Annotated in this window: 22 protein-coding genes; 12 read left to right on the top strand and 10 right to left on the bottom strand. The window is 71.6% G+C overall.

The genetic code is table 11. From position 1 onward, the window contains the following. Positions 1-27: 27 nt before the first annotated feature. Positions 28-3,366, bottom strand: coding sequence for an AfsR/SARP family transcriptional regulator (locus OHT77_RS31665; RefSeq protein ID WP_328831826.1), 3,339 nt, complete (start codon positions 3,364-3,366; stop codon positions 28-30). A gap of 894 nt (positions 3,367-4,260) precedes the next feature. On the opposite strand from OHT77_RS31665, the gene OHT77_RS31660 reads away from it, so the two are divergent. Further along, a complete protein-coding gene (locus OHT77_RS31660; RefSeq protein WP_328831825.1) occupies positions 4,261-5,061 on the top strand; it encodes a site-2 protease family protein in 801 nt (266 codons plus the stop codon). Here the strand turns inward: OHT77_RS31660 and OHT77_RS31655 are convergent. From OHT77_RS31655 to OHT77_RS31645, 3 genes are all read right to left on the bottom strand, one after another. After that, the gene (locus OHT77_RS31655; RefSeq protein WP_266768013.1) at positions 5,051-5,221 is read right to left on the bottom strand and encodes a hypothetical protein; all 171 of its coding nucleotides are present in this window, start codon (positions 5,219-5,221) and stop codon (positions 5,051-5,053) included. The two genes, OHT77_RS31660 and OHT77_RS31655, sit on opposite strands and share 11 nt — an antisense overlap. 69 nt (positions 5,222-5,290) lie before the next feature. Continuing rightward, positions 5,291-6,031, bottom strand: coding sequence for an NADPH-dependent F420 reductase (gene npdG / locus OHT77_RS31650; RefSeq protein ID WP_328831824.1), 741 nt, complete (start codon positions 6,029-6,031; stop codon positions 5,291-5,293). A 37-nt stretch (positions 6,032-6,068) separates the two neighbouring features. Then, complete coding sequence (locus OHT77_RS31645; protein ID WP_328831823.1) at positions 6,069-7,142, bottom strand: sialidase family protein; 1,074 nt, start codon at positions 7,140-7,142, stop codon at positions 6,069-6,071. A gap of 124 nt (positions 7,143-7,266) precedes the next feature. On the opposite strand from OHT77_RS31645, the gene OHT77_RS31640 reads away from it, so the two are divergent. Both OHT77_RS31640 and OHT77_RS31635 read left to right on the top strand, forming a co-directional pair. Further along, complete coding sequence (locus OHT77_RS31640) at positions 7,267-7,869, top strand: hypothetical protein (protein WP_328831821.1); 603 nt, start codon at positions 7,267-7,269, stop codon at positions 7,867-7,869. A gap of 94 nt (positions 7,870-7,963) precedes the next feature. After that, complete coding sequence (locus OHT77_RS31635; protein ID WP_328831820.1) at positions 7,964-9,322, top strand: MFS transporter; 1,359 nt, start codon at positions 7,964-7,966, stop codon at positions 9,320-9,322. 90 nt (positions 9,323-9,412) lie between these two features. Here OHT77_RS31635 and OHT77_RS31630 read toward each other — a convergent pair whose 3' ends face one another. Further along, positions 9,413-9,640: a hypothetical protein gene (locus OHT77_RS31630; protein ID WP_328831819.1), complete on the bottom strand. Its 228-nt coding sequence runs from the start codon at positions 9,638-9,640 to the stop codon at positions 9,413-9,415. A 58-nt stretch (positions 9,641-9,698) separates the two neighbouring features. On the opposite strand from OHT77_RS31630, the gene map reads away from it, so the two are divergent. Together map and OHT77_RS31620 are read left to right on the top strand one after the other, a co-directional pair. After that, on the top strand, positions 9,699-10,556 hold the full coding sequence (gene map, locus OHT77_RS31625) for a type I methionyl aminopeptidase (RefSeq protein ID WP_328831818.1): 858 nt from the start codon (positions 9,699-9,701) through the stop codon (positions 10,554-10,556). 132 nt (positions 10,557-10,688) lie between these two features. Then, positions 10,689-11,336 (top strand): biliverdin-producing heme oxygenase, encoded by a 648-nt coding sequence (locus OHT77_RS31620; RefSeq protein ID WP_328831817.1) that lies wholly within the window; start codon positions 10,689-10,691, stop codon positions 11,334-11,336. Positions 11,337-11,432: 96 nt separating this feature from the next. Here OHT77_RS31620 and OHT77_RS31615 read toward each other — a convergent pair whose 3' ends face one another. From OHT77_RS31615 to OHT77_RS31605, 3 genes are all read right to left on the bottom strand, one after another. Then, positions 11,433-12,077, bottom strand: a complete 645-nt coding sequence (locus OHT77_RS31615) for a PhzF family phenazine biosynthesis protein (protein WP_328831816.1) — start codon at positions 12,075-12,077, stop codon at positions 11,433-11,435. Positions 12,078-12,315: 238 nt separating this feature from the next. Beyond that, complete coding sequence (locus OHT77_RS31610; protein WP_328831815.1) at positions 12,316-13,812, bottom strand: HtaA domain-containing protein; 1,497 nt, start codon at positions 13,810-13,812, stop codon at positions 12,316-12,318. Positions 13,813-13,874: 62 nt separating this feature from the next. Then, positions 13,875-15,320 (bottom strand): HtaA domain-containing protein, encoded by a 1,446-nt coding sequence (locus OHT77_RS31605; protein ID WP_328831814.1) that lies wholly within the window; start codon positions 15,318-15,320, stop codon positions 13,875-13,877. A 97-nt stretch (positions 15,321-15,417) separates the two neighbouring features. Between OHT77_RS31605 and OHT77_RS31600 the strand changes: the two genes are divergently transcribed. The 7 genes from OHT77_RS31600 to OHT77_RS31570 all read left to right on the top strand — a co-directional run bounded on the left by OHT77_RS31600 (position 15,418) and on the right by OHT77_RS31570 (position 23,019). Beyond that, a complete protein-coding gene (locus OHT77_RS31600; protein WP_328831813.1) occupies positions 15,418-16,446 on the top strand; it encodes a heme/hemin ABC transporter substrate-binding protein in 1,029 nt (342 codons plus the stop codon). Next, the gene (locus OHT77_RS31595) at positions 16,443-17,528 is read left to right on the top strand and encodes a FecCD family ABC transporter permease (RefSeq protein WP_328831812.1); all 1,086 of its coding nucleotides are present in this window, start codon (positions 16,443-16,445) and stop codon (positions 17,526-17,528) included. The genes OHT77_RS31600 and OHT77_RS31595 overlap by 4 nt, the downstream gene beginning before the upstream one ends. A 258-nt stretch (positions 17,529-17,786) precedes the next feature. Beyond that, the gene (locus tag OHT77_RS31590; RefSeq protein ID WP_328831810.1) at positions 17,787-18,605 is read left to right on the top strand and encodes a heme ABC transporter ATP-binding protein; all 819 of its coding nucleotides are present in this window, start codon (positions 17,787-17,789) and stop codon (positions 18,603-18,605) included. Positions 18,606-18,776: 171 nt separating this feature from the next. Further along, positions 18,777-19,913, top strand: a complete 1,137-nt coding sequence (gene efeO, locus OHT77_RS31585) for an iron uptake system protein EfeO (RefSeq protein WP_266768029.1) — start codon at positions 18,777-18,779, stop codon at positions 19,911-19,913. A gap of 9 nt (positions 19,914-19,922) precedes the next feature. Beyond that, positions 19,923-21,194, top strand: a complete 1,272-nt coding sequence (gene efeB, locus OHT77_RS31580; RefSeq protein WP_328831809.1) for an iron uptake transporter deferrochelatase/peroxidase subunit — start codon at positions 19,923-19,925, stop codon at positions 21,192-21,194. Between the two features lie 3 nt (positions 21,195-21,197). After that, complete coding sequence (efeU, locus tag OHT77_RS31575) at positions 21,198-22,070, top strand: iron uptake transporter permease EfeU (RefSeq protein ID WP_328831808.1); 873 nt, start codon at positions 21,198-21,200, stop codon at positions 22,068-22,070. Further along, on the top strand, positions 22,030-23,019 hold the full coding sequence (locus OHT77_RS31570; RefSeq protein ID WP_328831807.1) for a hypothetical protein: 990 nt from the start codon (positions 22,030-22,032) through the stop codon (positions 23,017-23,019). The genes efeU and OHT77_RS31570 overlap by 41 nt, the downstream gene beginning before the upstream one ends. Before the next feature lie 10 nt (positions 23,020-23,029). On the opposite strand, the gene OHT77_RS31565 is transcribed toward OHT77_RS31570, so the two are convergent. Both OHT77_RS31565 and OHT77_RS31560 read right to left on the bottom strand, forming a co-directional pair. Then, positions 23,030-23,764 (bottom strand): bifunctional DNA primase/polymerase, encoded by a 735-nt coding sequence (locus OHT77_RS31565; protein WP_266768036.1) that lies wholly within the window; start codon positions 23,762-23,764, stop codon positions 23,030-23,032. A gap of 175 nt (positions 23,765-23,939) precedes the next feature. Further along, positions 23,940-24,926 (bottom strand): small ribosomal subunit Rsm22 family protein, encoded by a 987-nt coding sequence (locus OHT77_RS31560; protein ID WP_328831806.1) that lies wholly within the window; start codon positions 24,924-24,926, stop codon positions 23,940-23,942. Positions 24,927-24,937: the final 11 nt, after the last annotated feature.

The raw sequence follows: 24,937 nt of genomic DNA, 5'->3' as shown, positions 1-24,937 counted from the left end.
TCCCCAGTGGCGTCCCGCCGGTACGCGTCAGCGTCGCACCAGGGCGGCGGCCTCCTCCACGGAGAGGCCGCCGCCTTCGGCGTACTCGGCCTCGCGGGTCTCGTAGGCCTCGTCGCCGAGCGCGGCCCGCGCGCACCGCTCGGCCCGGAGGTAGACCTCGCGCTCCATCGACGTCGCGACGTGCCCGGACGGCAGCAGCGCCCTGGCCGTGACGAGGCAGCGGACACCGTCACGGGCCCGGCTGCCGCCGTCGATCTCGGCGAGGGCGATCGCGGCCACTCCCAGGTACAGCGGGGTCATGTGCGGGGCGATGGCCTCGGACAACGGGTCGCCCGCCCGGCTCAGCGCCCCCCTGATCTTGTCCAGGGCCTCGTCGTGGTGGCCGTCGACCGTCGCCACCCAGGCCTCAAGGCCGAGGATGTACGCGTCGAAGACGACGAAGTGCGAGATGGAGAACTGCTCGCGCAGCAGGCGTAGTTGCTCTCGTGCCTCCGCGGGCCGTCCGGTCATGGCGAGGTAGCCGGCGAGGAACATCCGGGCGGCGGGCATCGCCTCGTTGCCCGTGCGGTACGCCTGCTGCTCGATCACGTCGCGCAGGATGCGCTCGCCCCGCTCCGTCTCGCCGCCCTCGACGAGCGCGCTGCCGAGCCGGGCGCCGAGGACGGCGGTCTGGCCGTGGGCGCCGAGCCGTTCGGCGTGTTCGATCGCCGCCTCGTAGTCGGCGGCGGCGAGCTGGTACTCGCCGACGCGTTCGCGGGCCTCGGCGCGGGCGGAGAGCGCTTCGGCGGTGCCCCAGACGTCGCCGAGGCGGCGGAAGATCTCCAGCGACTCGTCGGCGTCGCGGGCCGCGTCGCCCGCCCAGTCGCTGCGGTTGGCGAGCATGTTGGCGCGCATCTGGAGGGTGGTGGCCAGCTCCCACTCCATGCCGGGGGTGGCACGGCAGGTGCGGACCCCGGCCTCGAGGATGCCGGGCAGCCGCTCGACGCTGCCGGTCATGAGCACGGCGTAGAACCAGAGCATGCCGGGGGTACGGCAGGTCTGGGGCTGGCCGGGTTCGTAGACCTCGGTGATCAGCCGCAGTTTCTCCTTGGCCGCCGGGGCCTCCCAGGCCTCCAACTCGGTGTCCATCCAGCTGAGATGGGCGAGATGGACCCCGCGGCGGGCCTCGTCGAGGAGTTCGCCGGTGAGCGGGGGCGGGACGTCGGTGCAGCGCTGCCAGACCGGGGTGGCGCGCTGGACGGGGGCGGCGAAGGGGTCGGGGCCCAGTGCCATCACCTCGACGCACCAGTTGCGGGCCTCGATGCGGACGTCGCGCATCTGCCAGTACCAGACCAGCGAGAGGACGAGGCAGATCGCCTCCTGCTCGTCGCGTTCGGCGACGGCGTGCCGCAGGGCGGTGCGGAGGTTCTCGTACTCGCGCTCCAGCCGTTCCACGGCGGCGAGTTGGCCGGGGCCGCGCAGCAACGGGTCGGTGGTGCGGGCGAGTTCGCGGTAGTACGTCAGGTGGGCGCGCTCGGCGCGGGGGCGCAGCCCGGCCTCGTCGAGGCGTTCGCCCGCGTACTCGGCGACGGTCTCCAGGAGCCGGTAGCGCATCTCGCCGTCGCCCGAAGGGGCCGCCACCACAAGGGACTTGTCGACGAGGGAGCCGAGCGTCTCGAGGGCGACGGGGCCGCAGACGGCCTCGGCGGCGGCGAGTTCGCAGCCGCCGGCGAAGACGGACAGGGTGCTCAGGACGGCCCGTTCGTCGGCGTCGAGCAGGTCCCAGGACCAGTCGACGACGGCGCGCAGGGTCTGCTGACGGGGCAGGAGCGTACGGCTGCCGGAGGTGAGGAGGCGGAAGCGGTCGTCGAGGCGGTCCGCGATCTGACGTGGTGTCAACATCCTCAGCCGGGCTGCCGCGAGCTCGATGGCGAGGGGCAGTCCGTCGAGCCTGCGGCAGATCTCCGCGCAGGCCTCGGGGTCGTCCTCGACCCTGAACCCCGGCCGGGCGGCGGCGCCCCGGTCGGCGAGCAGCCGGAGCGCGACGGGGGCCGGCAGCGGCTCCACCGGGCGCAGCAACTCGCCCGGTACGCCGAGGGGTTCGCGGCTGGTGGCGAGGACGGTGAGGCCGGGGCAGTGTTCCAGCAGGGTCTCCACGAGGCGGGCGGCGGCGTCCACGACGTGTTCGCAGTTGTCGAGGATCAGCAGCATCCGGCGTCTGCCGCAGTGCTCGGCGAGCCGCTCGACGGGGTCGTCGTGCCGCTCGCCCCCGGCGGCCCTGATCGCCTCGGCACCGGCGCCGTACATCACGGTCTCGCGCGCGCCGACGGCGGTGAGCACGGCTTCCGGTACGGCCTCGGGGTCGTCCACGGGGGCGAGTTCGGCCAGCCACACCCCGTCCCGTGCCGCGTCCCGCATCCCCTCGGCGGCCTCCTGCGACAGCCGGGTCTTTCCGGCGCCGCCGGGTCCGAGCAGGGTCACCAGGCGGGCGGCGGCGAGGTCGTTCCGGATGACACCGATGTCGGCTTCGCGGCCGACGAAGGAGGTGAGGCGGGCGCGGAGGTTGCCGGGGAGGGGGGTGGCGGGGGCGCGGTCGACGGGGGCGCGGGTGTCGGGCCAGGGTCCGCCGCCGTCGGCGTCGCCGACGGGCTCGGGGTCCTCCGGGTTGAGCAACTCCCCGTGCAGCGAACGCAGTTCGGGACCCGGGTCGGAGCCGAGGCGGTCCGCGAGCAAATGGCGTACGTCCTCGTAGGAGGCCAGGGCCTCCGCCGTACGGCCGGTCGCGCGGAGGGCGCGCAGGCGCAGGGCCTGGAGGGGTTCGTCGAGGGGGTGGGTGTCGCAGAGGGCGGTCAGTTCGGGCAGGGCGGTGTCCGCCTCGCCGAGGGCCAGCGCGGCGGTGAAGCGGGCGCGGCGGGCGTCCAGGTGGCGGGTCTCCCGGCGGGCCGCCTCCGCGGTGCGGTCGGGGAGGTCGGCCAGGGCCGGGCCGTGCCACAGGGCCAGCGCGTCGTCCAGGACCTCCGCCGCCTTCGCGGGGTTGCCGTCGGCCAGCGCCCGCAGCCCCTCCCCCGTCAGCCGCTCGAAACGGTGCAGGTCGATGTCGTCGGGGGCGGCGGCGAGCCGGTACCCGCTCTCCACCGAGGTGATCGCGTCGGCGCCGAGCGTCCGGCGCAGCCTGCCCACCAGCGCCTGGAGCGCGCCGGTCGCGTCGGCGGGCGGGTCACCGGCCCACACCTCGTCCACCAGCAGGCTCGCGGGGACGGCCTTGCCGGGCCGCAGGGCGAGCACGGTGAGCAGGGCACGCAACCGCGCCCCGCCGACCGGGACGGCCGAACCGTCGGGGCGGAGTGCCTGGGTGGTGCCGAGAATGCGATAGCGCACGGGGTCCATTGTCTCTGCTGGCGACGGAGGCGGTCACGGGGTTGGGTCGGCACGGCGCGGGCTGTGTCCGAAGGCGGCGGAAGCGGTCACCGGGACGGGACGGTGCCGTACGGCGCGGAACAGTCTGCCGACGACGGAGGCGGCACCGGGCTCGGGCCGGGCCCCCGAGGCTTCTCGGGGTCTGCGCCGCACCGGGCTCGGACGGGCCCCCGAAGGCTGCCGAGATCGGGGCGGCACCGCAACCGGCCCTCCCTGCCGGCGGCGGCGCGGCACCGACTCGGGTTGGGCCCCCGAGGGTTGTCGAGGTCTGCGCGGTAGCGGGCTCGGGACGGTCCCCCGAGAGTTGTCGGGGTCTGCGCCGCACCGGGCTCGGGTGGGCCCCCGAAGGCTGCCGGGATCGGGGCGACACCGCAACCGGCCCTCCCCGCCGACGGCGACGCGGCACCGGGGCTCGGGACGGGCCCCCGAGAGCTGTCGAGGTCTGCGCCGCACCGGGCTCGGGTGGGCCCCCGAAGGCTGCCGGGATCGGGGCGGCACCGCAACCGGCCCTCCCCGCCGACGGCGGCGCGGCACCGGGGCTCGGGATGGGCCCCCGAGGGTTGTCGAGGTCTGCGCGGTAACGGGCTCGGGACGGGCCCCCGAAGGCTGCCGGGATCGGGGCGGCACCGCGACCGGCCCTCCCTGCCGGCGGCGGTGCGGCAGCGGGCGCGGGTTCCCGGGGCAGGGTCGGCGTGGTTCCGGGTGTTGTCGGGGCGTCGACGCCTGACGGGGTCGTAGAACGCGTGCCGGAGTCCCATGTCCCCACCTTCCCCGGAACCGACTGCCGCTCGCGAGACGTTTTCCCCCTGGGCCCGGTACCGTCGGGCTTCGCGTCCACCGACCCAGCAGGGAGCCCACCCACCCATGACCGCCACCACCACCCGCCCCAGCGACCGGCGGATCAGTCCCGTCTTCGTCGGGATCCTGGCCGTCACGGCGGTGACCGGCTGGGCCACCTGGACCGGGTTCGCCGAGCAGCCGGGCGTCGCCGTGTTCCTGTTCGTGACGGCGGCCTGGATCGTCTCCCTGTGCCTGCACGAGTACGCGCACGCCCGCACCGCCCTGCACAGCGGTGACATCTCGGTCGGCGAGAAGGGCTACCTCACCCTCAACCCGCTGAAGTACACGCACGCGCTGCTCAGCATCGTGCTCCCGGTGATCTTCGTCATCATGGGCGGCATCGGCCTCCCCGGCGGCGCGGTGTTCATCGAGCGCAACCGCATCCGGGGCCGGTGGAAGCACAGCCTGATCTCGGCGGCCGGTCCGCTGACGAACGTGCTGTTCGCCGCCGTCTGCACCGCGCCGTTCTGGCTGCACGCGCTGGACGGGGTGCCGCGGGACTTCCGGTTCGCGCTGGCGTTCCTCGCGCTGCTCCAGGTCACGGCCGCGCTGCTGAACTTCCTGCCGGTGCCGGGCCTCGACGGCTACGGCGTGATCGAGCCGTGGCTGTCGTACAACATCAAGCGGCAGGTGGAGCCGTTCGCGCCGTTCGGCCTGCTGTTCGTGTTCGCGCTGCTGTGGGTGCCGTCGATCAACACGTACTTCTTCGACGTGATCGACGCGATCCTGCGCGGGCTCGGCATCAGCGACTTCGAGACCTACTGCGGTCAGAACCTCTACCGCTTCTGGCAGGGCAGCAACGAGTTCTGCTCGATCAGCCAGTGACGGACCTGCCGCGCTTCAGGTAGTACCAGCACATGTTGGACGAGAGGCCCGCGAGCAGGACCCACACGATCCCGATCCAGCTGCCCTGTACGAACGAGACGACCGCGGCGGCCACGGCGAGCAGGCAGACGACGAGGGCGTAGAGGGCGAGGCGGGGCATGGGATCGGCTCCTGTCGGCAGAACAAAGGGGACACCGGTGGTCGGTTGCCACCAGTGTCCCCCACCCGCTCAGACGTCCGTGACGCGCAGTCCCGCGTGGGCCTTGTAGCGGCGGTTCACGGAGATCAGGTTCGCGACCAGGGACTCCACCTGGTGGGCGTTGCGCAGCCGGCCGGCGAAGACGCCGCGCATGCCGGGGATACGGCCGGCCAGCGCCTGCACGATCTCGACGTCGGCGCGCTCCTCGCCCAGGACCATCACGTCCGTGTCGATCTCGGCGATCCCGGTGTCCATCAGCAGCACCGCCGACAGGTGGTGGAAGGCGGCGGCGACCCGCGAGTCGGGCAGCAGGGCGGCGGCCTGCTCGGCGGCGCTGCCCTCCTCCGGCTTCAGCGCGTACGCGCCCTTCTTGTCGAAGCCGAGCGGGTTGACGCAGTCGACGACGAGCTTGCCGGCCAGTTCCTCGCGCAGCGACTCCAGGGTCTTGCCGTGGCCTTCCCAGGGCACGGCGACGATCACGATGTCGCTGCGGCGCGCGGTCTCGGCGTTGTCGGCGCCCTCGACCCCGTGACCGAGCTCCCCGGCGGCCGCCTGCGCGCGGTCGGCGGCGCGGGAACCGATGATCACCTTCTGGCCGGCCTTGGCGAGCCGGTACGCGAGGCCCTTGCCCTGCGGCCCGGTCCCGCCGAGCACGCCGACGACCAGTCCGGAGACGTCGGGGAGGTCCCACGGGTCCTTGGCGGGGGCCTTCGCGGGAGCGGTCCCCGAGGGCGTCGCGGGGGTCTGTGCAGCACTGTCGGTAGAGGTCATGGGCCGACTTTACGTCCGCCCCGACACCCGTACCGGCTCAGGTGAGGTCCGTCACGGGCACCCGCCGGAAGGTGATCGTCTCGTACGCCCCGAAGTCGCCCGTCTCGTAGAGGAGTCCGACCGTGTCGTCGTCGATCCGGACCAGGTCGGAGTAGGCGGCGGGCAGTCCGTCGACCGTGTGCACGGGGCGCCAGGTGGTGCCGTCGTCGGTGGAGGCGCGCAAGGTCATCAGGGCGCGGGCGGCCGGGTCGCCGGGGCCGGAGTACAACAGCACGTCGGGGTCGCGGAGTTGGAGGACGCTGGCCTCGCAGACGGGGGCGGTGAGGCCGGCCTGCGGGCGGAAGGGCTTCACCAGGGTGGTGCCGCCGTCGGCCGAGTACGCGTCGGCTCGGTGGCCGGGGGCGGTCGCGTCGTTGCGGGTGTTGAAGTAGACGCGCCCGTCGGGGAGTTCGGCCGCGGTGGTCTCGTTGCAGTTGACGTAGCCGTTCGGGTTCTCGTCGAGGTAGCCGATCGACCAGGTCTCGCCCTTGTCGTCGCTGAGCAGGCAGTGCCCGCTGTTGTACTTCCCCTCGTTGCCCACGTCCGTGCCGGTGGGCGGGATCGTGTGGTTGCCCGGGACGACCACCCGGCCGGTGCTCAACTGGATCGCGTGTCCGGGCGTGGTGGCGTACCAGCGCCACTCGGGCTTCTTCACCTGCGCGGTGATCTCCTTCGGGGCCGACCAGGTGACTCCGTCGTCGTCGCTGTACCGCACCCACACCCTGCGCCCGTCGGCCGCCGTGACCTTGCCGCGCAGGATGGCGTCCTCGGTGGCGGTCGCGGCGGCGCGGACGTGGACGAGCAGGATGCGGCCGGTGTCGAGGACGACGGGGGCCGGGTTGCCCGCGAGGTTGGCGCCGTTGTCGGCGGCGACGGTCTGCGGGCCCCAGGTGAGGCCGCCGTCCGTGGAGCGGCGCAGGACGATCTCGATGTGGCCGTGGTCGCTCGCGGAGTCGACCCGGCCCTCGCAGAACGCGAGGAGGGTGCCGGCGGCGGTCACCACGACCGCCGGGATGCGGTAACTCGCGTGGCCTCCCTGACCGGCGGTGAAGGGCACGGATACTTCTGTCATGGCTTGACTCCTTGTGTGACCGTTGATTCCTTGTGGGGCCTATGCGCCCGCCCCCTCCCCAAGTTGGGCGAATTCGTGGTGAACTCCACGTCACGAACGGCCGGTTGGGGCAGGATGCGCGGACATGGATGCCGTACGGGTCGCGCTGTTGCGTGAAGTGCTCGCCGGGACCGAGTGGTTGGGGGCCACGCGGCGGTTCGCGGGGGTGTTGCGCGGGTCGGTGGTGTCGCACGGGGGCGGGCTGCTGCTGGTGGGTACGCCCGGGTACGAGCCGTGGCATCTCGCGGCGCACCTCGTGGACGAGGCCGCGTGGTCGGGTACGCCCGAGCTGGCACCGACTCTCGTACGACATGACGCGCGTCCTTCCGACCCCGCGCACCTGGCCGTCGGGCTCGGGCGGATCGAGGCGGCCCGGCGGGGTGAGACGCTGCTGATCGTGTCGCCGGAGGGGCCGGGTGACCCGCTCCTGGAACGGGTCCACGACGCCCGCCGGGCCGGGGCGACCGTCCTCTCCCTGGGCTCCGGGAACCGCGAACTCGCCTCCCTGGCCCACGAGTCGCTCCCCGTACCCCCGGGCACCGACCTGGACCTCGACACCGTGCAGCACCTGGTGAGCGCGGCGGCCGGGGAGAACGTACTGCCGGCGACGCGGGGGCGCCGCCGGTTCCGCGACCGGGTGTCCCGCCTGACGGACCACTTGACGGCCCCGCCGCCCGCGCCCTGGTAGGACGTTTCCCATCCACCCACCTGTTTCGGGGAGTTGAGAGGTGGACGAGAAAAGCGGTTGCCACACCCCCGCCACCACGTGATCGTGGCCCGTTGTGACCGCCGACTCCCCCACCCCCGCCTCCCCACCCTCAACCCCCCTCCGCGCCCTCCTCCCCGACCTCTCCCCCTGGCACGCGTCCGCCGACTTCCGCAGGCTCTGGCTCGCCGGGCTGATCTCCAACTTCGGGAGCTTCCTGACGTTCGTCGCCGTCCCGGTGCAGATCAAGGAGCTCACGAACTCCGCGGCGGCGGTGGGGGCGGTCGGAGCCGTGGAGCTGGTGCCGCTCATCGTGTTCGGGCTCTACGGCGGGGCGCTCGCCGACGCGTGGGACAAGCGGAAGTTGATCGTGTGGACCGAGGTGGGGCTCGGGGTGCTGTGCGGGGCGCTGCTGGTCAACTCGCTGTTGCCGCACCCCGCCGTGTGGCCGCTCTATGTGATCGCCGCCCTGACCTCCGTCCTCGGCGCGATCCAGCGGCCCGCGCTGGACTCCCTGTGGCCGCGGATCGTGGCGCACGAGCACATGACGGCCGCCTCCGCGCTCAACTCCCTGCGCTGGACGGTCGGCGGGGTCACGGGACCGGCGGTGGCGGGGGTGGTCGTGGCGTACGCGGGGCTGCCGTACGCGTACGCCGCGGACACGGTGACGTACGTGGTCTCCGTGGTCCTGATCGTCCGTATCGCAGCGTCCCCCGGCGCCCACGAGGCGCAGAAGCCGTCGCTCCGGTCGATCGCCGAAGGCGCCCGGTACGCGTGGAGCCGCAAGGAACTCCTCGGGACGTACGCGATCGACCTCGCGGCGATGTTCTTCGCGATGCCGCTCGCGGTGCTGCCGTTCCTCGCGGACGATCTGCACGCGCCGTGGGCGCTGGGGCTGATGTACTCGACGATCCCGGCCGGCGCCCTGGTGGTGAGCGTGACCAGCGGCTGGACCTCGCGGATCCACCGGCACGGGCGGATGGTGGTGCTGGCGGCGGCACTGTGGGGCGCGGCGATCGCCTGCGCGGGCGCGGTCGGCAACGTGTGGCTGGTGCTGCTGTTCCTCACCGTCGCGGGCGGCTGCGACATGGTCAGCGGCATCTTCCGCGGGGCGATGTGGAACCAGACGATCCCGGACGAGCTGCGCGGCCGGCTCGCCGGGATCGAGCTGCTGTCCTACTCGGTGGGCCCCCAGCTGGGCCAGGTCAGATCCGGTGGCATGGCCGCCCTGTCCGGGGTACGGACCTCGGTGTGGGCGGGCGGCCTGCTGTGCGTCGGCGCGGTCGGCCTGCTGGCCGCGGGCCTCCCGAAGCTGATGTCGTACGACGCGAGGACGGACGAGCACGCGCTACGGCTGAAGGCGCAGCGGGCGACGACGAAGCCGACGGAGGCGGAGACGGCTCCTACGACCCCCGCGGCCCCGGCCGACGCCTGAGCGGCCCGGCGCCGGAGCCCGTCGTGGCGCGGCGTGATCAGGTGACCGCCCGATCAGGCCACCGCCGACCCCCACCCCGGCGCGAGCCGGTCAGTCGTCGTCGGCTCCCTTGGCCGCGTCGTGCCACTTGGGGTCGTTCTCCCACTCGAGGTTCCGCTCGCGGGCCGTCTCCATCGCGTGTTCGGCCTCGGCGCGGGTGGTGTACGGCCCGAACCGGTCCTTGGCGGGGCAGTCCGGCCCCTCCTCGACCTTCTTGTGCTCGAGGCAGTAGTACCACTCGCCGGGCTTCCCGACCGTGCGCTTCTTGAACAGGGCCATCAACGGCTCCTTTCCCTACGGCCATGTTCCCCCATGTCCGCTGGTTAGACTCGCTGGCATGTCTGGCCAGTCGCTGCTCGTACCAGGGGAGCTCTCCCCCACCCGTCCCGTGCCCGGAAACATCCGTCGCCCCGAGTACGTCGGCAAGCCCGCGCCGACCCCGTACACCGGGCCGGAGGTGCAGACCCCCGAGACGATCGAGGCGATGCGCGTCGCCGGGCGGATCGCCGCGCGGGCGATGGCGGAGGCCGCGAAGATCATCTCGCCGGGGGTGACCACGGACGAGATCGACAAGGTCGCGCACGAGTACATGTGCGACCACGGCGCCTACCCGTCCACACTCGGCTACCGCGGCTTCCCCAAGTCCCTGTGCACGTCCCTCAACGAGGTGATCTGCCACGGCATTCCGGACTCCACGGTGCTGCGCGACGGCGACATCATCAACCTCGACGTGACGGCGTACATCGGCGGCGTGCACGGCGACAACAACGCGACCTACCTGGTCGGTGACGTCGACGAGGAGTCCCGGCTGCTGGTCGAGCGCACCCGTGAGTCCCTGGACCGGGCGATCAAGGCGGTCAAGCCCGGCCGCCAGATCAACATCATCGGCCGGGTCATCGAGTCGTACGCCAAGCGCTTCGGCTACGGCGTGGTCCGGGACTTCACCGGCCACGGCATCAACTCGTCGTTCCACTCCGGCCTGATCGTCCCGCACTACGACAGCCCGCACGCGACGACGGTCATCCAGCCCGGGATGACGTTCACGATCGAGCCGATGCTGACGCTGGGGACGTACGAGTACGACATGTGGGACGACGGGTGGACGGTCGTCACCAAGGACCGGAAGCGGACGGCCCAGTTCGAGCACACGCTGGTGGTGACGGAGACGGGGGCGGAGGTCCTCACCCTGCCGTAGCGCCCTGCGCAGCGCCCCGGGACCCGTTCTCAGCCGACTCTGCCGAGGGCGGGTCTCTTCTTGTACGCTTTTGCCGACAGGGTGTCGGTAACCTGTTGACTTAGGTAAGGCTTGCCTTAGAGGATAGGGCTCATGGACTCCTTCTCAACAGTCATCCGCACCGCCTCCCACGAACAGCACGTGGAGGCCGAGACCTCCACCTTCATGAGCGATCTGCTCGGCGGCCGGCTGGGCGTGGACGCGTACGCCCGTTACACCGAGCAACTGTGGTTCGTCTACGAGGCGTTGGAGGCCGGGGCCGAGCGGCTGGCGGCGGATCCGGTGGCCGGGGCGTTCATACAGGCCGAGTTGTTCCGGCTGCCCGCGCTGGAGCGGGACCTCGCGCATCTGCGGGGTGCGGACTGGCGGTCCGGGCTGACCGCGCTGCCCGCGACGCAGGCCTACGCGGACCGGGTGCGGGAGTGCGCGGAGGAGTGGCCTGCCGGGTACATCGCCCACCACTACACGCGCTACCTCGGGGATCTCTCCGGCGGGCAGATCATCCGGGACAAGGCGGAGCGGACCTGGGGGTTTTCCCGCAAGGGGGACGGGGTGCGGTTCTATGTGTTCGAGGGGATCGGGAACCCGGCGGCCTTCAAGCGGGGGTATCGGGAGCTGCTGGACGGGGTTCAGGTCGACGACCTGGAGAAGCAGCGGGTCGTGGCCGAGTGCAAGCGGGCGTTCGCGCTGAACACCGGGGTGTTCCGTGCCCTGGGCGAGGAGTTCCCGCTCTCGGCCTGAGTGTTGTCCGCGGGTGCGTTGCTGGGGGCTCCGCCCCCAGACCCCCGATCGGCCCTGAAGATGCCCGCCCGCCTGAAAGCCAGCGCTACCGAACCCTCAGCGTTCCAGGAACACCCGGCCGCCGACCTCCACCCAACCGCCCGGCTGCGGCGCCGTGAGGATCTGCGACCCCGCGCCCTGCGTGATGTTGAGAGCCCTGCCCAGCTGGTCCGTCAGCAGGAGGGCCGCCGCGCCCGTCGCCTCGTCCTCGTGGATGCCGTCGTCGCGGCCGGGGAAGGCGCGGGCGCGGACCCGGCCCGCCGACTCGTCCTCCCAGGCCCAGGCGTAGATCCACTCGCCGGGCGGGGGGACGGGGAGGGCGTCGACCTCGCGGGCGGTGGCGTACTGGCGGAGGGTGCGGGGTGGCGCCCACTCCGGAAGGGCCTCGATCCAGCTGAACTCGCCGTCGAGGCGGGCGCCCACGATGCCTGCGGGGGTGACCAGTTCGGGGATGTCCAGGAGCCAGGCCGTGCCCACACAGGGGTGGCCGGCGAAGGGCAGGCGGGTGGTCGGGGTGTAGATGTCGATGACTCCGCGCTCGGGGTCGTCGACGAACACGGTCTCGCTGAAGCCGAGTTTCCCGGCGAACACCTGCCGCTCGTCCGGGTCCGGCATGACGGAACCCTCGCGGACGACGCAGAGTTCGTTGCCGTATCCGCCGCTGGGTCCGCAGAAGACACGCAGTACGTCGTAGTCAGTCACGGGGGCATTCAAACACCGCATGGGTAGCCAGTTCATCCCAGGCCGGCGCTCCGCCGGTGACGGGCCAGGTCAGAGTGGGCGCGGGGGCGTAGGGCAGCGAGGCCATGGTGTCGCCGAATGCCCGCTCCAGGGTGGCCGGTTGGCGGCCGGGGCGGACCGGGCCGGCCTGTCAGGGTCAGCGCCAGTCCGCTCTCCGGCGGTGGTTCTCTGTGTCCCCTGGTCTTCATGGGGCACAGTCTTACGCCTGCGTACGCCGCCTGCGTATCGCGAGGACCACGCCCGCGCCCGCCGCCGCGGTCACTGCGGCCGCCGTGCCCAGGGCCGCGACCGGGACGTCGGAGCCGGTCGAGGCCAGGGCGCCGGTCACGTCGCCCGTCGTGGAGCCGGTGATGCCGCCCGAAGTCGAGCCCGTCGTACCGGAGTTGTCGGTGCCGCCCGAGGTTCCGGACGAGCCGCTGCCGGTCGTCGACGAGGCGCCGTCCGTGGGGAGGGTCGCGTCCGCCGTGAGGGCCACCGACAGGTTCAGCGGGTCGAGTTCGGCGCCCGTCTGGTAGAAGCCGCCGAAGGCCTTCGCGCCGGCCGCGGTGAGGGTGGTGGTGACGTCGTCGAGGGTGATGACGTCGTCCTTCGCGGTGACGTCGGTGGAGGCCGCCTTGAGGTCGGCGAGGACGACGTCCTCGGACTTCTCGCCCAGGCTCGTGACGTCCGCCGTCAGGGTGCCGGTACCGCCGTCGAGCGTGGCCTTGAGGTTGGTGAAGGTGAGGTCGAGGCCGTACGTCCCGTTGTCCTCATGGCCCTTGAAGGTCACCGCGCCGTCGAAGGCGGCGGTGAGGGTGTCGGCGTCCGTGTCGTAGCCGCCGGTCGCGCCGGTGAAGGTGAAGACGCCGTTGCCCGCCGCCTGGGTCGCGCCGCCCGACGTGGTTATTTTGCCCTTGGCGACGCTGCCGACGACGTAGGAGCGGAACGACTCCTTCACGCCCCAGGTGAGCCTCCCGTCGGCGATGTCGCCCTTGGTGGCCGGTTCGGAGGCCGTGTCCGAGGGGCTTGCGGAGGGCGAGGAGGAGGACGTGGCGCTCGGCGTGGCCGACTGCGTGGGCGTGGCCGACGGGGTCGAGGACTGCGTCGGGGTGGTGGACGGGGTCGGCGTCGGGGACGGGGACGTCGTCGAGGCCGGCTTGAGCGCCGAGAGCGGGTCGCCCGCCGCGTTCGCGTACGAGTCGCTGCCGAGGAAGGTGCCCGCCGCCGCGGTGAGCGTGGTGCCGAGGTCCTTCAGGTCCTGGCTGGTGGGCGCGGCGACCTTGGCGAGCGTCACGTCCTGCTGCTTGGTGCCGCCGTCCGAGACGAGGTCGGCGGTGAGGGTGCCGGCCGCGCTGTCGTACTGGAAGTCGGACATCTCCCGCACGAAGCCGTGCAGCGTCGACTTGGCGGTGAGAGTGCCCTTGAAGGTGAGGTGCAGGGCGTGGCTGGTGGTGTCGTAGGTGCCCGTGCCGTCGGTGAAGGTGAACACGCCGTTGTTCGCGGCCTGCGAGGCGCCGTCGGTGGCGGTGAAGGTGCCCTGCGCGTAGGTGCTCACATAGGTGCGGTACGACTGCTTGATGCCCCAGGTCAACTCGTAGCCGCTGAGCGGGACTTCGGCCGCCGACGCGGTGGTCGTGGCGAGCGCGGTGGCGCCGAGCGCGGCGGCGGTCGCGACGGCCGCGGCGAGGGCGAAGGAACGTCGAGGTCTGACGGGCATGGCCGTGGTACTCCTTGCGTTTCGGGGGTGTGGTCCGCCAACCGGCGGGCCTGGTACGGGGGTTAGTGGTCTTCCGAGTCGCCGGACCCTGAGGCCTCGGCGGGTGTGCGGCGCCTGCGGACCAGCAGCACGGACACCGCCGCCACCAGCGCCAGCGCGCCGGCCGCGAGGCCGATCGGCAGGGCGGCCGAACTGCCGCTGCCGCCGGTGGAGTCGTCGGCGACCGGCTCGGCGGAGACCGAGGGGTGGGCCGTCTGCTCCTCCGGGGTCCCGCTCGCCGTGGGGGTGGTGCCGAGGTCGGGCAGCGCGGGGAGTTTCGCGTCGTCGGTGAGGGCGACGGCCAGGGACACCGGGTCCATGGCGGTGCCCGCCGGGTACATTCCGCCGAAGGCCTTCACGCCCTGCGCGGTGAGTTGCGCGGGCGCCTCGGTGACCTTCACCAGGCCCTTGGCGGCCTTCAACCCCTTGGCGGTGAAGGTGACCAGCGGGACCTTCTTGCCGGTGAAGTCGGCGCCCGTGCCGTCGGTTCCGGTGACGTCGGCGTAGAGCGTGCCCTTGCCGTCGTCGACCGTCGCCCGGACCCCGCTCAGCTTCAGATCGAGGCCCTCGGCACCGGTGAAGCGCACCGCGCCCTTGAACGAGGCCGTCAACTCCCCGCTCCTGTACGTCCCTTCGCCGCCCGGGAAGCGGAAGAGGGCGCCGCCGTCCTGCGCTCCGGACGAGAGGGTCCACCTGCCCTTGGCGATGTCGCCGGTGACGTACTCACGGAAGGTGCGGCGCACTCCCCAGTCGACGGCGCCGTCCGCGATCGCCCCGGCTGAAGTCCTCTTCTTCGCAGCGGACTTGGTGGGGGTGGGCGTGGGCGTGGAGGTCTTCCTGGCCGTGGCCGCGGGCTTCACGTCCGCCGAGAGACTCACCGGATCCAGCGCCGTGCCCGCCGTGTAGTACCCGGCGAACGACTTGGCGCCCTGTGCGGTGAGCGTCGCGGGCAGGTTGTCGAGGACGACCGCGTTGCCGCCGCCCCGCATGTCGATGCCGCCCAACGAGAGGGAGGCGAAGGGCACTTGCGAGGACGTCGTTACCGTCCCGGTGCCCTTCGCCTTGCTGGTGACGTCCAGGTAGAGGGTGCCGGTCGAGCCCGAGATCCAGACCATGGGGCGGCTCAAGGTGAGGTCGAGTTCGTAGCTGCCGTCGGTCTTCTTGTGGCCGACGAAGTGCACCCCGCCCGCGAACGACGAGCGGAACGCGCCGGTCGAGCCGTCGTAGGAACCCGTCGCCGAGGGGAAGCGGAACTGGCTGCTGCCCACGGTCGCCGCGCCGCCCGTGAGGGAGTAACTCCCGTTCGCGATGGGCCCGGTGACATAGCTCTGGAACGAGGACTTGATGCCCCAGTCGAGCCGGCCGCCCTGCACGGTACGGCTCTCGGCATGGGCGAGGGCCGCCGGGAGGAGGGCGCCCAGGATCGCCGTGAGCAACACGGTGACCAGGGCTCTTAGGCGCGCGGGCATGGGTGGGTCCTCCGGGTGACGACTGCCGGTAGCGAACAAAGGTAAGGCTAACCTAAGCTCTCCTCACCGGAAACGACAGTGCCCGAGAGATACCGAGATGCCGAGAGAGACGGACGGGACCGTGCCACGCTTGCGCACACGACTGGCGGGAGCACTGTTGACCGTGCTCGCGCTCACGCTCACCGGATGCGGGGGCGCGGCCACGTCCGCGGACACCGCGTCGGCGAAGGCCGGCGCCCCGGCCAACCGCGTGGAGCCGCTGACCGACACCCCCGACCCGCAGCTGCCGGTCACCGTCAGCTCCGCCGACGGCAAGAAGGTCACCGTCGAGGACGCGCGGCGCATCGTGCCGCTCTCCGGCAGCCTCAGCGAGATCGTGTTCACGCTCGGGCTCGGCGACCGGGTGGTGGCGCGGGACATCACCGCCACGTTCCAACAGGCCGCGGAACTCCCGCTGGTGACCCGGAACCACGATGTCTCCGCCGAGAGCGTGCTGTCCCTCAAGCCCGATCTCGTCCTCGCGGAGAAGACCACCGGACCGTCCGAGGCGATGGGGCAGATCCGCGCCGCCGGTGTCCCCGTGCTGGTCGTCGACCCGGCGCAGGGTCTCGCCGACGTCGGTCCGCGTATCCAGGCGGTGGCCGACGCGCTCGGGGTACCGGGCGCGGGCGAGGAGCTGACCAAGCGCTCGGAGGACCGGATCGCCGCCGTACGCAAGGCGATTCCGGAGCACAAGGACAAGCCGCGGGTCGCGTTCCTGTATCTGCGGGGGTCCGCCTCCGTGTATCTCATCGGCGGCAAGGGGTCGGGCGCGACCTCGCTCCTGGAGGCGGCCGGGGCGGTCGACGCGGGGGCCGAGTCGGGGCTGACGAAGGACTTCACCGCCATCACCACCGAGGCGCTCGCGCAGGCCGCGCCGGACGCGATTCTCGTCATGACCAAGGGACTTGAGTCCGTCGGCGGGATCGACGGGCTGGTGAAGATTCCCGGTGTCGCGCAGACCCCGGCCGGCATGAACCGGCGGGTCGTCTCGATCGAGGACGGGGTGCTCCTCAACTACGGGCCGCGTACCGACCAGGTGCTCACGTCGATGGTGGAGCAGTTGTACGGGGGTGAGGGTGAATGACCGTGCTGGATAAGGGGGTTGAGGCGAGCACTGTCTCGACTCTCCCGCGTCGGAAGCGCGGTACGGGCTGGATGCTCACCGTCGGGTTGGCGGTCGCTCTGGTCGTGCTGGTGCCGGTGGCCGCCGGGTTGGGTGCGTATCCGATCCCCACGGGGGATGTCCTGGCGTCCGTGCAGCATCAACTCGGTCTCGGGGGGCGGACGTTGGGCCGCGTACCGGAATCCGTGCTGTGGAACGTACGGTTTCCGCGGATCGTGCTCGCGCTGCTCGTCGGGGCGTCGTTGGGGTGTGCGGGGGCGTTGATGCAGGGCGTGTTCGGGAATCCGCTCGCCGAGCCCGGGGTCATCGGGGTGTCCTCGGGGGCTGCGGTGGGGGCGGTCGCGGTCATCGCGTTCGGGCTGGACTTCCTCGGGACGTGGACGGTGTCGGCGGTGGCGTTCGTGTCCGGGCTGGCCACCGTGCTGCTCGTCTACGCGATGTCGCGTTCGGGCGGTCGTACGGAGGTGGTGACGCTGATCCTCACCGGGATCGCGGTGAACGCGTTCGCGGGGGCGTTGATCGGGCTGTTCCTGTTCTTCGCGGACACGGCCGCCGTCAACCAGATCACCTTCTGGCAGCTCGGCTCGCTGTCGCAGGCGACCTGGCCGAAGGTCCTCGCGATCCTGCCGTGCGCCGCGCTGGGCCTTGCCCTCGCGCCGCTGTACGCCGCGCGGCTGGACCTGCTCGCCCTCGGTGAACGGCCCGCCCGTCACCTGGGAGTTGACGTCGAACGGCTCCGGATCGTCCTGGTGCTGGTCATCGCGCTGCTCACGGCGGCGGCGGTCAGCGTGTCGGGGATCATCAGCTTCGTGGGGCTGGTCGTCCCGCACCTGCTGCGTATGGCGGCGGGGCCCGGTCATCGGTTCCTGATCCCGGCCAGTGCGTTGCTGGGGGCGTTGGTGTTGTTGGCCGCGGATCTCACCGCCCGTACGGTGGCCGCGCCGGCGGAGCTTCCGTTGGGCGTGCTGACCGCGTTGCTCGGCAGCCCGTTCTTCTTCTGGCTGCTGCGGAGGACGCGGCGCAGGCAGGGGGGTTGGGCGTGAGCCCGGGTTCCGCTGCCTCCCGGTCGAGAGTGCCACTGCATGTACGTCGGGGAGTGCGGGCCGCCTGTGGCTGGTCGCGCAGTTCCCCGCGCCCCTTTGACGCCGGGCCAGTCTCCTCCGGCGGCCTGTTCCGCCTCCGTCACCTCTCCAGCCCCCGCCCCCCTGCCAACCCTTCTCCGCCGCAACGGCGTTCAGCCCCCACCCACCATCCCGGCGGTGCCGAACAACCCCCGCCCCTCCCGTTCAAGGAAGCCGCGCATGAGACTTCTTCGTAGCCGCCCGGTGCTCCCCTCTCCCGCTGAACCGGGGGACGTCCTTGCCGAGGCCGAGGGGGTGCATGTCCAGCTCGGCGGGCGCAAAGTGCTGCACGGTGTTTCCGTGTCCGTTCGTGCTGGGGAGGTGCTCGCGCTTGTTGGGCCCAATGGGGCGGGGAAATCGACGCTGTTGGGGGCCCTCGCCGCTGACGTTCAGCCCGTCGCCGGGGTCGTGCGGATCAACGGGCGGGCCGTCGGCGGGTGGTCCGCGCGTGAGCTTGCGTTGCGGCGGGCCGTGCTTCCGCAGGCGGCCGGCTTGTCCTTTCCGTTCACGGTTGAGGATGTCGTGCGGATGGGGCGGGCGCCGCATGGCGGCGATGCCGGTGAGGACGAGGTCGCCGTGGCGGAGGCGATGGCCCGGGCCGAGGTGACGGGGTTCGCGTCGCGGCCGTTCTCGGCGCTCAGTGGTGGGGAGCGGGCCCGGGTCGCGCTCGCGCGGGTGCTGGCCCAGCGGGCGCCGTTGCTGTTGCTGGACGAGCCGACCGCCGCACTTGATCTACGGCATCAGGAACTCGTGCTGCGGCTGTGCCGGGAAAGGGCGCGCGCGGGGGACGCGGTGGTCGTGGTGCTGCACGATCTCGCGCTGGCCGCCGCCTACGCGCACCGGGTCGCGATCCTGCGCGCCGGTCGCGTCGCCGCCGACGGTCCGCCCGAAGTCGTCTTCACCGAGGAGTTGTTGTCGGACGTCTACGACCAGGCGGTCGAGGTGTTCCCGCATCCGCGCACGGGGGCGGTCGTCGTGACCCCGCACCGGCCCGCTTGACCATTTCTTGACCGTCCCTTGCCATCCGTTTTTCGCCACCGAGATCAAGCCGTGTCTGTGATTTTTCTGTGGGCGGTGAATGCCGGACCGGACGGGTATCACTGAGGTAAGCCTCAGGTAAGTTAGGGCAGCCTCACCACACCGCGTCCCACCTTCTCGCTTGGAGCCTGCATGCGTGCCGTCCGACTTCCCGTCGCCACCGCCGTCGCCGCCGCGGCCGCACTGACCGCCGTCACGGCGTGCACCGCGAAGAGCGACGCCAAGGACGGGGACGCGATCCAGGTGACCGCGGCCGACTCCAAGTGCACGACGTCCACCACGTCGATCCCGGCCGGCCAGGTCACGCTGAAGATAGAGAACACCGGCTCCAAGGCCACCGAGGTCGAGATCCTCTTCCCGGACGACCGGATCGTCTCCGAGAAGGAGAACATCGGTCCCGGCACCAAGTACACGCTGACCGCCGAGGTGAAGGCGGGGTCGTACGAGATCGCCTGCCGCCCGGGCATGAAGGGGCACGGTGTGCGGCAGAAGCTCACCGTCACCGGTGGCTCGGCCGCCAAGCGGGACCCGAAGCTGGACGCCGCCGTCGCCGCCTACCGCGAGTACGCGCAGGAGCAGGCCGACGCGACGATCCCGAAGGTGGAGACCTTCGCCAACGCCATCAAGGCCGGGAACCTCGAGGCCGCCAAGAACGCCTACGCGCCCTCCCGTTACGGCTGGGAGGCCACCGAGCCGATCGCCGAGTCGTTCGGGGACATCGACCCCAAGACCGACACCCGCGTCAACGACCTGGAGAAGGGCCAGAAGTGGACCGGGTGGCACGCGCTGGAGAAGGCGCTGTGGGTCGACAAGAAGACCGGTGCCGAACAGAAGGCGCTCGCCGACGAGTTGGTCACCGACCTCAAGGACTGGCAGAAGCGCGTCGGCAAGGCCGAGATCACCCCGACCTCCATGGCCAACGGCGCCAAGGAACTCCTCGACGAGGTCGCCACCGGCAAGGTCACCGGTGAGGAGGACCGCTACTCGCACACCGACCTGAGCGACTTCAAGGGCAACGTCGAGGGCGCGCAGAAGGCGTACGAGCTGCTGAAGCCGGTCGCGCAGAAGAACGATGCGGCCCTCACCACCGAGCTGGACAAGCAGTTCGCGGCGCTCGACACCCTGCTCGACAAGTACCGCTCGACCTCGACCTCGGACGGCTTCGTGTCGTACGACAAGGTCACCAAGGACCAGCGCAAGGAACTGTCGGACGCGGTCAACGCCCTCGCGGAGCCGCTGTCGAAGCTCGCCGCCGCCGTCGTGAAGTAGGGCGAGGTCATGACCGAGACCCCGAAATCGGACTCCCCCTCCCGCCGTTCGCTCATCGGCTGGGGCGGTGCCGGGCTCGCGCTCGGTGCCGTCGCGGCCGGTGGCGCGGTGGCGATGACCCGCACCGGTGACGACGTCGATCCGGCCGGTGCCGACACCGGTGCCGCGGTCGCCTTCCACGGCGCCAACCAGGCCGGCATCGCCACGCCCGTGCAGGACCGGCTGCACTTCGCCGCGTTCGACGTGAAGACCGACGACCGCGCCGAGTTCGTCCAGCTGCTGAAGGACTGGACGGCCGCCGCCCGCCGGATGACCGGTGGGCACGCGGTCGGTGACGGGGCCTACGGCGGTCTCGCCGAGGCGCCGCCGGACGACACCGGTGAGGCGCTGGGGCTGAAGCCCTCGCGGCTGACCCTCACCATCGGCTTCGGGCCGTCGTTCTTCGACCGCTTCGGGCTGAGCGGCAGTCGTCCCGACGCCCTCGTCGATCTGCCGCAGTTTCCCGGCGACAACTTCGACAAGTCCCGTACGGGCGGCGACCTCTGCGTCCAGGCCTGCGCCGACGATCCGCAGGTCGCCGTGCACGCGATCCGCAACCTGGCGCGCATCGGGTTCGGCAAGGTGGCCATCCGCTGGTCCCAACTGGGCTTCGGGAAGACGTCGTCGACGACTCCGGGGGCCCAGACCCCGCGCAATCTCATGGGGTTCAAGGACGGCACCCGCAACATCGCGGGGACCGAGACGGACCGGCTGAAGAAGTTCGTGTGGGTCGGTGACGGCGACGGCGGGGCCGACTCGGCCTGGATGACCGGGGGTTCGTATCTCGTCGCCCGGCGCATCCGCATGAACATCGAGACCTGGGACCGGACCTCGCTCCAGGAGCAGGAGGACGTCTTCGGGCGGGACAAGGGCGAGGGCGCGCCGGTCGGCAAGGCGAAGGAGCACGACCCGCCGTTCCTGAAGGCGATGAAGCCCGACGCGCATGTCCGGCTCGCGCACCCCGACTCCAACAGCGGGATCACGATCCTGCGCCGGGGCTACTCCTTCACCGACGGCACCGACGGCCTCGGCCGTCTCGAAGCGGGCCTGTTCTTCCTGGCCTACCAGCGTGACGTACGCAAGGGATTCATCCCGCTGCAGCGCAAGCTGTCGGCGTCCGACGCGCTCAACGAGTACATCCAGCACGTGGGTTCGGCGGTCTTCGCCGTCCCGCCGGGCGTCCGTGACAAGGACGACTGGTGGGGCAGCACGCTGTTCTCCAAGGACGCGAAGGAGTCGTAGACCGTGTTCTCGAACTATCTGATCGGTCTGCGCGAGGGCCTGGAAGCCAGTCTCGTCGTCTGCATCCTGATCGCCTACCTCGTCAAGACGGACCGGCGCGACGCGCTGAAGCCGATCTGGATCGGCATCGTCGTCGCCGTCCTCATCGCGATGGGCTTCGGCTGCGCGCTCGAGTTCGGCTCGCAGGAGATGACGTTCGAGGCGCAGGAGGCGCTCGGCGGCTCGCTGTCGATCCTCGCGGTCGGTCTCGTGACGTGGATGGTGTTCTGGATGCGGCGCACCGCCCGGCATCTGAAGGCCGAACTGCACGGCAAGCTGGACGCGGCGCTCGCGATGGGCACGGGCGCGCTGGTCGCCACCGCGTTCCTCGCCGTCGGCCGCGAGGGCCTGGAGACCGCCCTGTTCGTGTGGGCGTCGGTGCACGCGGCGAGCGACGGCACCCCGCGTCCGCTGGTCGGCGTAGGACTGGGTCTGGCCACGGCGGTGTTCCTCGGCTGGCTGTTCTACCGGGGCGCGCTGAAGATCAACCTCGCGAAGTTCTTCACGTGGACCGGCGCGATGCTGGTCGTCGTGGCGGCGGGTGTGCTGGCGTACGGCTTCCATGACCTGCAGGAGGCCGACTGGCTGCCGGGGCTGACGAAGCTGGCGTTCGACATCAGTGACACGATCCCGCCGGACAGCTGGTACGGCACCCTCCTCAAGGGCGTCTTCAACTTCCAGCCGGACCCGACCGTCCTGCAGATCACGGTGTGGCTGCTGTACCTGGTCCCCACGCTCGCCCTGTTCTTCGCCCCGGTAGGGTTCGCCTCCGGGAAGGGGAAGGTGAAGACACCTGATGAGCAGGGATCGCGGCCCTCGAAGGCTCCGCAGGCTTGACCGGCGCGTACTGATAGCGGCCTCGGTGACCGCTTTGTCGCTGACGGCGAGCGGTTGTGTGGTGGTGCACGGCGAGCGCGAGGTGCTTCCCGCGACCACCCGCGCCGAGGCCGCCACGGCGCTCCAGCAGTTCACGACCGCGTACAACGCGGCGGACAAGGCGTACGACAGCTCCCTGGACGCCGCTCATGTCACCGGCGCGCTCGGTGACATCGACGCGGCGCGGCTGAAGGCGGGGCACGCCAACTCGCCGTCAGGGAACGCGAGTCACACGCCGCTGGAGCTGACGGACGCGAAGTTCACCATCCCGAAGAAGGCCGGCTGGCCGCGCTGGTTCGTGGCGGACGCCGCCGCCAACAAGGGTGGCAGCGCTCGGTGGTTGCTGGTCTTCACCCGCAACGACCTGGGCGAGCCGTGGCAGGTGGCGTATCTGACGCTGCTCGCGCCCACCGCCGTACCGAAGTTCAAGACCGACAAGGACGGCTGGGCCGAGGCCGTGCCCGCGAACTCGGCCGAACTGGCCGTCGCGCCGGGCGAGTTGAGCGAGCGCTACGCGACGTATCTGAAGAGCGGCGGGTCGGAGTTCGCGGACGGCGCGCACACCAGCGGGTGGCGGGCGGACCGGGAGAAGGCCACCAAGCCGGGGCTCGCCGTCCAGTTCCTCGACCAGCCGCTGACGAGCGGCGACTACGCGCCGCTGGCACTGCGCACGGCGGACGGCGGGGCGCTGGTGTTCTTCACCACGCGGTACTACCAGAAGGAGACCGCGGCGGCGGGCACCTCGGTGCCGACCCAGAACAAGGACGTCCAGGCGCTGACGACGGGTGAGGTGCAGCAAACCCTCACCCTTCAACTCGTCTCCAACGAGGTCGCGTTGGACCCGAAGCGGGGCGGGAAGGTGTCGGTGCTCGGGCGGATCGAGGGGCTGACCTCGGCGCAGGGCGGCTGACCTCAGGAGGTCAACGACCCAGCGGCCAGGCCGAGTTCGCGTGGTCCGGCTCGGCACCCGCGTGCCGGGCGCAGGCGTCCGTGAGGGTTTCGAGGAGGGTCAGCGGGTCCGGCAGGGGGTGCTCGGGGCCGCGTACCCAGTGAACGGACTGGTTCTCACCGGGGAGTTGGGCCGGGGGGACCAGGACGTAGGAGCCGCGGCAGTGCCAGCGCAGGCCGGGGTGTTCGTCCATCGTCTCGGGGTGGCAGTCCAGTTCGCACGGCCACCACTCGTCCTCGTCCTCGGGGGTGCCGCGGGTGAGGGTGAAGAAGAGCAGCCGTCCGTCGTCGCTCGCGGCGACCGGGCCGACCTCGACACCGGCGGCCAGCAGGCGCTCCAGCGCCTCGTGCCCGGCTTCCAGGGGGACGTCCAGGACGTCGTTGACCATGCCGGTCGCGGTGATGAAGTTGGCCTGCGGCTGGTGGCGGGCCCAGCGCTCGATCTGGGCGCGGTCGGTCGTGGACTGCGTCTGCCAGGCGAACGACACGGGGTGCCGGGCCGGTGTGGGGCACCCCACACGGTCGCACGAACATCGGTAGCCCGGGGCCGGGTGCGCGGCGGGCGCCAGCGGCAGCCCCGCCTCGGCGGCGGCCAGCAGCAGCGCCTCACGCCCGCTGCCGTCGGGGGCCTCCTGCGGGCGGCGTCCACGCAGCCACGAGGAGAGTTTGCCCTGCCGACCGCTCCGGCCACCGAACGTCGCGCTCATCTATCTCCTCGCCCTGCTGTTGTCGCCGTGCTGTGCTTGCCCTGCCGTTGTGCGGAGCCCTGCCGTTGTGCGGAGAACTTCCCCTATGGTCCCACCATCCTGCGCTCCGAGAGGCGGGACCTCGTATCCGGGGTGGGTGGGACGAGACACACGTGTGACGGTTTCGGCGGACGTGTCATGGTTTTTCCGGCCAGGGGTCTCCCCAGCTCACGTTCCGTGCCGCTTTGTACAGGTCGCCGTGGCGTTTGGTGACGGTCGTGCGGCGCAGCTGTTCGTCGGTCTCGCAGAGGTCGAGGAGGACCTGGCCCTTGCGGATCTGGGGGCGGCGTACGACGCGGGCGGGGGCGGGGTCCACGGGGAAGCGGGCGGCGGCGACGTAGCTGAACTTCTCGTCCTCGTACGGCAGGGAGCCGCCCTTGACCTGGCGGTGCAGGGAGGAACGGCTGACCCGTGCCGAGAAGTGGCACCAGTCCTCGCCGGGGGTGATCGGGCAGGCGGCGCTGTGCGGGCAGGGGGCGGCGATGTGGAAACCGGCGGCGACGAGCCTGTCCCTGGCCTCGATCACCCGGGCGTAACCGGCGGGGGTGCCGGCCTCGACGATCACGACGGCCTGGGCGGCGGAGGCGGCGGTGTCCACGAGGGCGGCTCTGTCGGGGGCGGTGAGTTCGTTGAGGACGTAGGAGACGGTGACGAGGTCGGTCGGGGTGAGGGTGAGCGCGGGGCCGATCCGTTCGCGTCGCCAACTGGCCTTGCGCAGGCTCGGGTTGGCGGTGGCGATCTCCTTGCCGAGGGCGAGGGCGGGTTCGGCCCAGTCGAGGACGGTCACCGGGCGGTCGCCGGCCCAGGTCGCGGCGACGGCCCAGGTCGCGGAACCGGTCCCGCCGCCGACGTCCACGTGGCTCTCCGGGGTCCACCCGGGTACGGCGTCCGCGAACGCGTCCAGTGCGGACCGTACGGCTTCGAAGGTCGCCGGCATCCGATACGCCGCGTAGGCCGCGACATCCGCACGGTCCCGGAGGATCGGGGCGTCGGTGGGAGTGGCCCCCCTGTAATTGGCGATCAGCCGCTCCACGGCACCGGAAGCCTGCCGGGGCGGGAGGCCTTCGAGGAGGCGGGCCAGAGCGGTACGGAGGGTTTCGGCCGGGGCCACGGGGTCGTTCACCCGCCGATTCT

It is taken from the genome of Streptomyces sp. NBC_00252 (genome assembly GCF_036187565.1).
Classification (GTDB): domain Bacteria; phylum Actinomycetota; class Actinomycetes; order Streptomycetales; family Streptomycetaceae; genus Streptomyces.
This window is presented reverse-complemented; position numbering and strand designations above follow the sequence as displayed.

Excerpts from the sequence above, each read along its gene's own strand:
- OHT77_RS31565 (WP_266768036.1), bottom strand. The coding sequence starts at position 23,764 with ATGAGCGCGACGTTCGGTGGCCGGAGCGGTCGGCAGGGCAAACTCTCC.
- OHT77_RS31570 (WP_328831807.1), top strand. The coding sequence starts at position 22,030 with ATGAGCAGGGATCGCGGCCCTCGAAGGCTCCGCAGGCTTGACCGGCGC.
- OHT77_RS31640 (WP_328831821.1), top strand. The coding sequence starts at position 7,267 with ATGGATGCCGTACGGGTCGCGCTGTTGCGTGAAGTGCTCGCCGGGACC.
- efeB (WP_328831809.1), top strand. The coding sequence starts at position 19,923 with ATGACCGAGACCCCGAAATCGGACTCCCCCTCCCGCCGTTCGCTCATC.
- OHT77_RS31665 (WP_328831826.1), bottom strand. The coding sequence starts at position 3,366 with ATGGACCCCGTGCGCTATCGCATTCTCGGCACCACCCAGGCACTCCGC.
- OHT77_RS31630 (WP_328831819.1), bottom strand. The coding sequence starts at position 9,640 with ATGGCCCTGTTCAAGAAGCGCACGGTCGGGAAGCCCGGCGAGTGGTAC.
- OHT77_RS31600 (WP_328831813.1), top strand. The coding sequence starts at position 15,418 with ATGCCGAGAGAGACGGACGGGACCGTGCCACGCTTGCGCACACGACTG.
- OHT77_RS31595 (WP_328831812.1), top strand. The coding sequence starts at position 16,443 with ATGACCGTGCTGGATAAGGGGGTTGAGGCGAGCACTGTCTCGACTCTC.
- efeO (WP_266768029.1), top strand. The coding sequence starts at position 18,777 with ATGCGTGCCGTCCGACTTCCCGTCGCCACCGCCGTCGCCGCCGCGGCC.
- OHT77_RS31610 (WP_328831815.1), bottom strand. The coding sequence starts at position 13,812 with ATGCCCGTCAGACCTCGACGTTCCTTCGCCCTCGCCGCGGCCGTCGCG.
- OHT77_RS31590 (WP_328831810.1), top strand. The coding sequence starts at position 17,787 with ATGAGACTTCTTCGTAGCCGCCCGGTGCTCCCCTCTCCCGCTGAACCG.
- npdG (WP_328831824.1), bottom strand. The coding sequence starts at position 6,031 with ATGACCTCTACCGACAGTGCTGCACAGACCCCCGCGACGCCCTCGGGG.
- OHT77_RS31620 (WP_328831817.1), top strand. The coding sequence starts at position 10,689 with ATGGACTCCTTCTCAACAGTCATCCGCACCGCCTCCCACGAACAGCAC.
- OHT77_RS31660 (WP_328831825.1), top strand. The coding sequence starts at position 4,261 with ATGACCGCCACCACCACCCGCCCCAGCGACCGGCGGATCAGTCCCGTC.
- OHT77_RS31605 (WP_328831814.1), bottom strand. The coding sequence starts at position 15,320 with ATGCCCGCGCGCCTAAGAGCCCTGGTCACCGTGTTGCTCACGGCGATC.
- map (WP_328831818.1), top strand. The coding sequence starts at position 9,699 with ATGTCTGGCCAGTCGCTGCTCGTACCAGGGGAGCTCTCCCCCACCCGT.
- OHT77_RS31655 (WP_266768013.1), bottom strand. The coding sequence starts at position 5,221 with ATGCCCCGCCTCGCCCTCTACGCCCTCGTCGTCTGCCTGCTCGCCGTG.
- OHT77_RS31645 (WP_328831823.1), bottom strand. The coding sequence starts at position 7,142 with ATGACAGAAGTATCCGTGCCCTTCACCGCCGGTCAGGGAGGCCACGCG.